This is a genomic window from Actinomadura sp. 7K534, assembly GCF_004348575.1.
In the GTDB taxonomy this organism is placed as follows: domain Bacteria; phylum Actinomycetota; class Actinomycetes; order Streptosporangiales; family Streptosporangiaceae; genus Spirillospora; species Spirillospora livida.
Window position 1 is genome coordinate 1 of record NZ_SMKB01000301.1, and the last position, 7,636, is coordinate 7,636.

Here is a 7,636-nt window from a genome sequence, read left to right on the forward strand (position 1 = left end):
GGGTCGGACCGGTCGGCGGCGGGTGCGCTGGCGGGGGTGCCGGGAGGTTGCTCGGGACAGGGATACGGCGGCCGGGGGACGCCTGCGGGCGCGGCACGGCGGGGGCCGGTGAGGCCAGCAGGGTGCGCGGCAGGAGCACCAGAGCGTGCATTCCGGGCGACTGCGGACGCAGCTCGATCCGAATGCCGTGCCGGGCGGCCAACCGGGCCGCGACCAGAAGACCGACCTGCCCCTGCCTGACCTGCTCACGCAGGCTGACCTGGAATGGCGCGTTCAGGATCCGCCGCAGCCCAGCAAGCCTCTCCGCTGACAACGCCAGCTCGCCCTCATCCTGGACCTCCACGCCCAAGCCACCCGGCGCCTGGACCGTCACCATTCGCACGGTGGTGCCCGAGAACCGGGTGGCGTTCTCCACCAGCTCCGCCAGGATGTGGATCACGTCCGGGCCCGCGTAACCCGGAATCTCCACATCGTCATCGGGCAGCGTCAGCCGGACCCGCTGGAATGCCTCGACCTCGGCCATCGCCTGACGCAGCACCGTCGACATCGGCATCGGCACGGAAGCGCGCCGGGCGGTACGGCCTCCCAGCACCGCCGACCGCGCGGCCGCGCGGCGCAGCTGGGTCGCCAGATGATCGATCCCATACAGATCCGCGAGGAGATCGGGGTCTTCCAAATCGTTCTCGATCGCCTTGAGTCGCTCCAGCATCCGGCTCACTAACGCATGCACACGGTGCCCGACGTAGACCAGCACCTCGCCGTCAGGTTCCTCCGCCTCAACCAGCCGGGCGGCCGACGCGTGCAACAGACGGGCACGTGCACGCAGGTCAGCCGCGATCACCGCAGCGATCTGGTCCGCAGTGTCGTCGTAGGCATCGGCCGGGCTGAACGGCTGGAACCAGCGGGCCCCCACCTGCGGGTGCCGCGAGAAGGGCCGCTGCCAATGCCAGTACAACTCGCCAGGATCGCCGGGGCCGGGCAGCAGTACCACCAGCCGGCCCGCGTACGGGTGTACGTCCACACGTTGCGCGGCGACCGTCATCGCGCCCGCGGGACTTCCCACGAGCGGCGCCGCCGAGGCACGCAGTCCCCGGGAGGTGAGGCGACTTGCGAGTTCGTGGGCATGCTTGCGCGCGTGCTCAGACGGTTCAGCGGGCACCTGGTCGTTGCCAGGCTGGAGATCGAAATCCACGGCACGGGTCATCGGACTTTCCTTCCGACTCCGGCGCGGGCTTCTACGTCGATCACGGGCCTGATGGAGGGAAGCTCCGGGCGCCACAGGTGCGGGGCGACCATGCCGGGGCCGTGCTCGCCGGGGTCAACGAATTCCAGCCCGTCCAGGAAGCCGCCGATCTGGTCGGAGGTGCGAAGTATGTAGGGGGCGGCGCCCGATTTGTTGTAGGCGTCGTGCGCCTGTGCCCGCGCGGCGCTGGTGATGACGCCGTCGCAGACAGCCAGATAGGAACCGGGCACCAGCGGCGCCATCGCCTGCCGCACGATGCGGTGGGCCTCGCCGTCGCCGATGTGGCCCAAGATGCCCAGCATCAGCACCGCGACCGGCCGTCGGAGGTCGAGCAACGTGACCGCGGCCTGCTCCACGATGTCGCCCGGGGCACAGACGTCGGCCTCGATGAAGTCGGTGGCCCCTTCCAACGTCGAGGTCAGGAGGGCACGTCCGTGTGCAAGGACCAGCGGGTCGTTATCGACGTAGACAACCCGGGCATCCGGAGCTATCTGCTGAGCCACTTCGTGTGTGTTGTCGAGTGCGGGCAACCCGGTGCCGATGTCCAGGAACTGCCGCACACCCATCTCGCCGGCCAAGAACCGCACGGCACGGCAGAGGAAAAGCCGCTGGGCGCGAGCGATGTCGACGATGCCGGGGAAGACATCCCGGTAGGCGTCACCAAGGACACGGTCCACCTCATAGTTGTCCTTGCCGCCCAGCCAGTAGTCCCAGACCCTGGCCGAATGGGGGACGGTGGTGTCGATATGCGGGGAGGCGACATACGCGCGTGAAGCGGTCATGCCGACCTCGGCCGCACTGACAGGCCCAGACCGCTGAGAATTACGTCGAACACTGCCGCCGGTGTTCCGACACCGAACCGAGGCTCCGCGGGCGTGCTCACGAGACCACCGCCCTCAACTCTTCGAGCTTGTCGCGGAGTTGTTCAGCGGTGTCGGCCTCGACCGTGTCCACCTCGTGGATGCGCTCTGGCGCCATCGGCCCGCGTAGGGCCCACCAGCGGCGCCGATCGGTCACCAGAATCCGCCAAGGCGGAAAGGCCTTCTCCAACTCGGACTTGACGGCGTCCACGCGCCGCAGGCTCGATGCGGACATGGCGATGATGTTCGCCATTTACGAGAGGCACGAGTGCCACATCTGGTGGCACTCCCCACGGGTGCGGCTAGATCGCGCGCGCCCACTCCGCGAACGCCACCAGCGCGTGCGGTGGTGAAGCGTGCAGGCGCAGCAGCCTCACCAGCACGTCCCGCACGTAAGGATGCTCACGGGTGTGCTGAGGAGCGATGCGCCTGGCCGCCTGCAACGACCGGAACGCCTCGTCCCGCCGCCCCAGCCACAACTGCGCCCGCGCCACATCGATGTAGTAGTGGGACCGTCGTTCCTCCGGCACCCTTTCCAAGGAGCCCGCCAGCGCGGCCCCGCCCCTGGCTACCTCCACGGCACGGGCCGCATCACCGCGCTCCACCGAGAGCGCCACCTCATGCACATGCAGAGATACCGGGCCGAACGCGGTCCCGTTGTAGACGCCCTCGGGCACAACCTCCGCAAGCCGCCGAGCATGCTGGAAGTGCTCATCTGCCGCCGCAAGATCCTTGGTCATCCTGGCGGCCACCACGGCAGCCCGCATATGCAGCGCGCCCACAGCTGCCCGCAACTCCGAATCGTGCGGTGTCGGTGCGTCGTCCAGCGCCTTCTCCAGCAGTCGAAGACCCGGCGCAAGGTTGTCGCTGGCGAAAAATACCTCGGTCCGTACGTAGGCGGCCGTCGCGAGCAATGCCGGCTCCTCCACCGCCTCGGCGGATGCCCGCATCAACTCCACCAGCCGCGCCGATAAGTCGTAGTACCCGTACTTGTAGGCAACGGCGTCGGCCGCCCGGTACGCCGAGACCAGAAGCCGCGCTGCGGCCACCCGCCGGTCAGAGTCCTCGCCAAGCCGACAACGCGTCAGCTCGCCCAACAGCTCGGGCAATGACTCGGCCAGTCGCGTGTACTGCGACGACAACCGCCACCGAGTCGTCTCACCGATTGCCCGCCGCAACTGCGCCGAGGGCCGAACAGGGCCATCCTCTGGAAGGTCGTAGGCGTCGATCGCCGTCCGGAGATTCGGTACCGCCGCGTGTACCCGGCTGTCGGTCGAGCGCCTCTCGCCCGCGAGGACGTCCGGCTCCGCACCAAGCGCTTCGGCAATCGCCGTCAGCGTCCGATCAGTCACCGGACGATCACCCTGCTCGACTTTCCGCAGCAGGCTCAACGACACATGCGCCGCCGCGGCCAGCTGACGCTGGGTAAGCCGCCGCGCCGTTCGGGAAGCGGCGATACGGTCGCCGACCGAGTTTCCCGGCCTCATCTGTGCTCTCCGACGGTCCATCGTGTCGGCACCGTAACCCGAGACCATCGACAAGCGCGGCCTTTAGGAAGAAGGCAACAGCCTTGGAAGCTCAGCTAGGTCATCCACAACCCAATCAGCGACACCACGGAAATCATCCGCCCACAGGTGCCCCCAAGGCCCTCTCCGCACCAACGCGGTCCGCAGCCCGGCCGCCCGCGCCGGCACCACGTCGTTGGCGGGGTGGTCACCCACGTACACGATCTCGTCCGGCTCACCCGGAGCCCACTCAATCAGCCGCCCGAAGAACCCGGGATCCGGCTTGGCCACGCCCCACTCCTCCGACGTAGCAATCTCGTCCGCGGGAAGTTCAAGCTCACGCAGTCGAGCCCCGACCCGTGCCGTCTGATTCCCCGCAACACCCACCCAGAGCCCGAGCCGCCGATGCTCCTCCAACGCCGACCGGACATCCGAATAGAGATCAGTCTCGCCCAACTCCAAAGCGTGTCCGGCCGCAATACGAGCCCGGCGCTCCTCAACGACGTCCAGCCCCGGCCGCACCAACCGCAGGGCATCAGCGTTGTCGCGCCCCTGCGCCGTCACCGCACCCACCAGCGCCGACATCGTGTGCGGCGAAACCCCCAACCAGTCCGCCCACCCCCGCCACTCACGAGTGTCATCCACTAGCGTCTCGCCCACATCGAACACCACACACCGGATCACCCGCCCAGCGTACGTAGTCCGGGCACCCCCAACAGTCAGGCGTCCTTGCGAGATCCCGGCGGCTGATGACCCACGTCCTCGCGGGACCGAAACCCGCGTCGCCACACTGCTAGAAGCCACTAAACGCGCGCCGAACTCCCCACCATAGTGTGGACAGACCCGGCCCTAAACCACCCGGTCACGGTGCAAATTTGCCATACACCTCCGGAAACCAAGGGGGAGGCGAATATTCTAGATTTACTCATGACCGCTACATGCTTAACCTACAAGCAGAGGCCATATCCAGTAAATTTCCAAACCGATCACGGGGCAAATGTCGAGCGTCGCTTCTTCGGCACACATTTGAGATGTGTGCAGCATCACACAAGGAGCGATAAACATAACTTAGCTCATTAGGGGTCATCGTATCTCTACCGTTGGTTGAATCACTCACCCGGCGCTTCCCGGGACTGCTCGAGAGCCTCAGCGATAGCGTTGAACTCGGCAAGAGCCGTTGTGAGATCATCGACGATCTCGCGGGCGATGACCTCCGGTGGCAACAAGTTGTCGGCGTCCTCAAGGCTCGGATCCCTAAGCCAGGTGATGTCGAGGTTGACCTTGTCGCGGCCTATTAGCTCCTCATAACCGAAAGCCTTAAACCGCTCGGTTTCGGTACGATTCTCACGGGGCTCGCCGGGCCGGTAGCACTTGACGAAGTCTTCTAGGTGCTCACGAGTGAGTCGGTGCTGCTTGAGGGTGAAGTGCTGGGCGGTGCGGAAGTCGTAGACCCAGAGCTTGGAGGTCCAAGGCACGTCTGGTCGGGCTGGCTTCTTGTCAAAGAACAGCACATTGGCCTTGACGCCACCCGCGTAGAAAATCCCGGTCGGCAGCCTTAGCAAGGTATGGACGTCGAACTGCTTGAGCAGCCGCCGCCGGATCGTTTCTCCCGCCCCGCCCTCGAAGAGCACGTTGTCCGGCAGGACGACGGCAGCGCGACCGGGGATTCCGAGCATAGAGGCGATGTGTTGGACAAAGTTGAGCTGTTTGTTCTTGGTAGTGATCCAAAAGTCCGTTCGGGTGTATTCGATGTCCTCCCGGCTGGCTCGTCCGTCCTCACCGACAACGGTGATGGAGGATTTACGCCCAAATGGCGGATTGGCCAGGACCACGCTCGGGTAGACATGGGACGGCTCCGCAAGCGCGTCTTTGACCTCGATCAGCGAACGTCCGTTGGGCTTGCCGATGCCGTGCAGCAGCATGTTCATCGCCGCGAGCCGTGCCGTGCCATCCACCAATTCGGCCCCACTGATACCGCCGCCAGCGAGCTTGTCGCGCTGCTCGGGCGTTAGATCGTTACCGTGGTGACGCTGGATGTAGTCGTGTGCTGCCAACAGGAACCCGCCCGTTCCACATGCCGGGTCGTAGACTGCATCATCTGGGCCCGGCTGGATGCAGTCGACCATGGCGGCGATCAGCTCACGGGGAGTGAAGTACTGGCCAGCCCCGGACTTGACGTCCTCGGCTCCCTTGGCCAGCAGTTCCTCATAGGCATCGCCCTTCACATCGACGCCTCGGCTGGACCACTGTTCCTTGTCGATCAGGTCAACGATCAGCTTCTTAAGCTTGGCCGGGTCCTGGATTCGGTTCTGGGCCTTGCGGAAAATGACCCCGAGCGTGTCCTTGCGTTGCCCAAAATCCCGCAGAACGTGGTTGTAAGTGTCTTCCAGGGTCTGACCGTCGGCGTCCAGCAGCGACTGCCAGGCATCCCCCACCGGCTTGAGCGCCAGATCGGGGAAGCTTCTACGGTTAGCCCGCTCGTGTCCCATCTTCAAGAACAGCAGAAAGGTGAGCTGTTCAACGTAGTCGATCGTGGAGACCCCGTCGTCCCGCAACACATCACAGTAGTTCCACAGTTTCGCAACCAGCCGCCGCGTCTCCACAGTGCTCACAACAATGTCTCTTTCTGAGGTGCTTTCTCGCTCCTGCCCCGCCGTGTTCCCAGCGTTGGCCCTGGCGCCCCACGTTCGCCTCTTAGTCGTTCCAGCAGGACTGAGGCGGGCTCATCCAGTGGGTTTTGCCTCACCAATCGTCCCGTAAACGCCTGCGCCAGAAGCGAACTGCGCAAGTAATCTTCACGGACCCTTGTCTGCTGGATCTGGCCTCGCGCTCGGCCAATCCCCTCCCTCGCTGCGCACACATCTGCAATTATTTGTTGTTGCACTGTGACACTGGGGACAGGCACCTGAATGCCTTGAATCATGCGCTGATTGATCTTATATATGCCTGCAGTTGTCCTTGCAGACTTCTCGATCTGTTCACGCACCTTACGAGATCCCCACACGAGGGACAGAAACTCCGGCAGAACTTGATCGCGGTCAACTCGGATCCGAATCATGGTATCGGGGAACGCGACTGCATCTGGCTCGTCACTCAGGAGACCACCTCGCCCCACGAGTGACAGCGATCCATTCCCACGACTAATAAAGAAATCATCCTTCTGCACCAAGAACTGCTGAGCATCCGCAGCAGTCCAACGTCCTCCCTTTCGCTCGGATAGATCGAGCGTTCCGTCGCGCAGGGCGGTGAGACGGAGCACAGGAAAACCTTCGACATCGGTCGGGACAGATCTACCGTTGGCCAACGGTGCAGCGAGGATCGATAGCAGTGGGCTCGTCCGGACATGCAATGCATCAAGCCGCGCATCAACAATACGCTTGGCGAGAGTCTCCAGCCTTCGCTTGGCTGCTTGAACAGAAGAGGATGCGAAAGTAATGCGTGAGAAGTATCCTTCGAGGGCGGCAACGATGCGTTTTTGCTCAGTTAGAGGCGGAACAGGGATAGGGATTTGACGAATCCCAGCCATACCTAGGCGCGGTCGACCGACCCCCTTGATGCGCGAGGTTGCCCAGTCTCTGGTGGCCGGGGCCATTAGCATGTGGAGCACCCAGCGAGTGTCAACTTGAGGGTGTATTCGTGCACGAATACAGTCAGCTTTGACGATGGCCGGCCCATTCAATTCCGGGACGATGCATGCCCGCGGGAGTTCCTCGCCCAACGATGCGATGACAAGGTCACCTGCACGAACCTCGTGATCGCGCAGTTGTTCAAAATAGCTTACGTCAATGAAGGCCTTCTCATCCCGAAACACGCCATCGCCGATGTTCTGTAGGCGAATTACGCGTGCACCCGACTCCGTGTAATGACGCGATGCCAGCTTAGACCCAAAAGGTCCATCAGTGACCCTTTTTCATCCGTCTGGGCGGACGCGGATCACAGCATGATCGCGATGGGGGCGTTCGGCGGATGACGTGAAGAAACCCCTGGTAGACGGGTTGATCACCACAACCACCGCGTCCGAACCAGGG

At 64.0% G+C, this 7,636-nt stretch carries 7 protein-coding genes; all 7 read right to left on the reverse strand.

Translation table 11 applies throughout. From position 1 onward, the window contains the following. Positions 1-1,204, reverse strand: a 1,204-nt coding sequence (locus tag E1266_RS33415; RefSeq protein ID WP_165966305.1) for an ATP-binding protein, incomplete at its 3' end; no start/stop codon positions are given. Beyond that, positions 1,201-2,025, reverse strand: coding sequence for an SAM-dependent methyltransferase (locus E1266_RS33420; protein ID WP_132053973.1), 825 nt, complete (start codon positions 2,023-2,025; stop codon positions 1,201-1,203). The genes E1266_RS33415 and E1266_RS33420, both read right to left, overlap by 4 nt. Before the next feature lie 97 nt (positions 2,026-2,122). Beyond that, positions 2,123-2,356 (reverse strand): hypothetical protein, encoded by a 234-nt coding sequence (locus E1266_RS33425; protein ID WP_132053975.1) that lies wholly within the window; start codon positions 2,354-2,356, stop codon positions 2,123-2,125. Positions 2,357-2,405: 49 nt separating this feature from the next. After that, positions 2,406-3,638, reverse strand: a complete 1,233-nt coding sequence (locus E1266_RS33430) for a helix-turn-helix transcriptional regulator (protein ID WP_243719209.1) — start codon at positions 3,636-3,638, stop codon at positions 2,406-2,408. A 15-nt stretch (positions 3,639-3,653) separates the two neighbouring features. Further along, entirely contained in the window at positions 3,654-4,280 is a 627-nt protein-coding gene (locus E1266_RS33435; RefSeq protein WP_207946069.1) for an HAD family hydrolase, read from the reverse strand. Between the two features lie 437 nt (positions 4,281-4,717). Further along, entirely contained in the window at positions 4,718-6,220 is a 1,503-nt protein-coding gene (locus E1266_RS33440) for a class I SAM-dependent DNA methyltransferase (RefSeq protein ID WP_132053979.1), read from the reverse strand. Then, on the reverse strand, positions 6,217-7,419 hold the full coding sequence (locus E1266_RS33445) for a restriction endonuclease subunit S (protein ID WP_165966306.1): 1,203 nt from the start codon (positions 7,417-7,419) through the stop codon (positions 6,217-6,219). Before E1266_RS33445 ends, E1266_RS33440 begins: the two co-directional genes overlap by 4 nt. Between the last annotated feature and the right edge of the window lie 217 nt (positions 7,420-7,636).

Excerpts from the sequence above, each read along its gene's own strand:
- E1266_RS33430 (WP_243719209.1), bottom strand. The coding sequence starts at position 3,638 with ATGGTCTCGGGTTACGGTGCCGACACGATGGACCGTCGGAGAGCACAG.
- E1266_RS33425 (WP_132053975.1), bottom strand. The coding sequence starts at position 2,356 with ATGGCGAACATCATCGCCATGTCCGCATCGAGCCTGCGGCGCGTGGAC.
- E1266_RS33420 (WP_132053973.1), bottom strand. The coding sequence starts at position 2,025 with ATGACCGCTTCACGCGCGTATGTCGCCTCCCCGCATATCGACACCACC.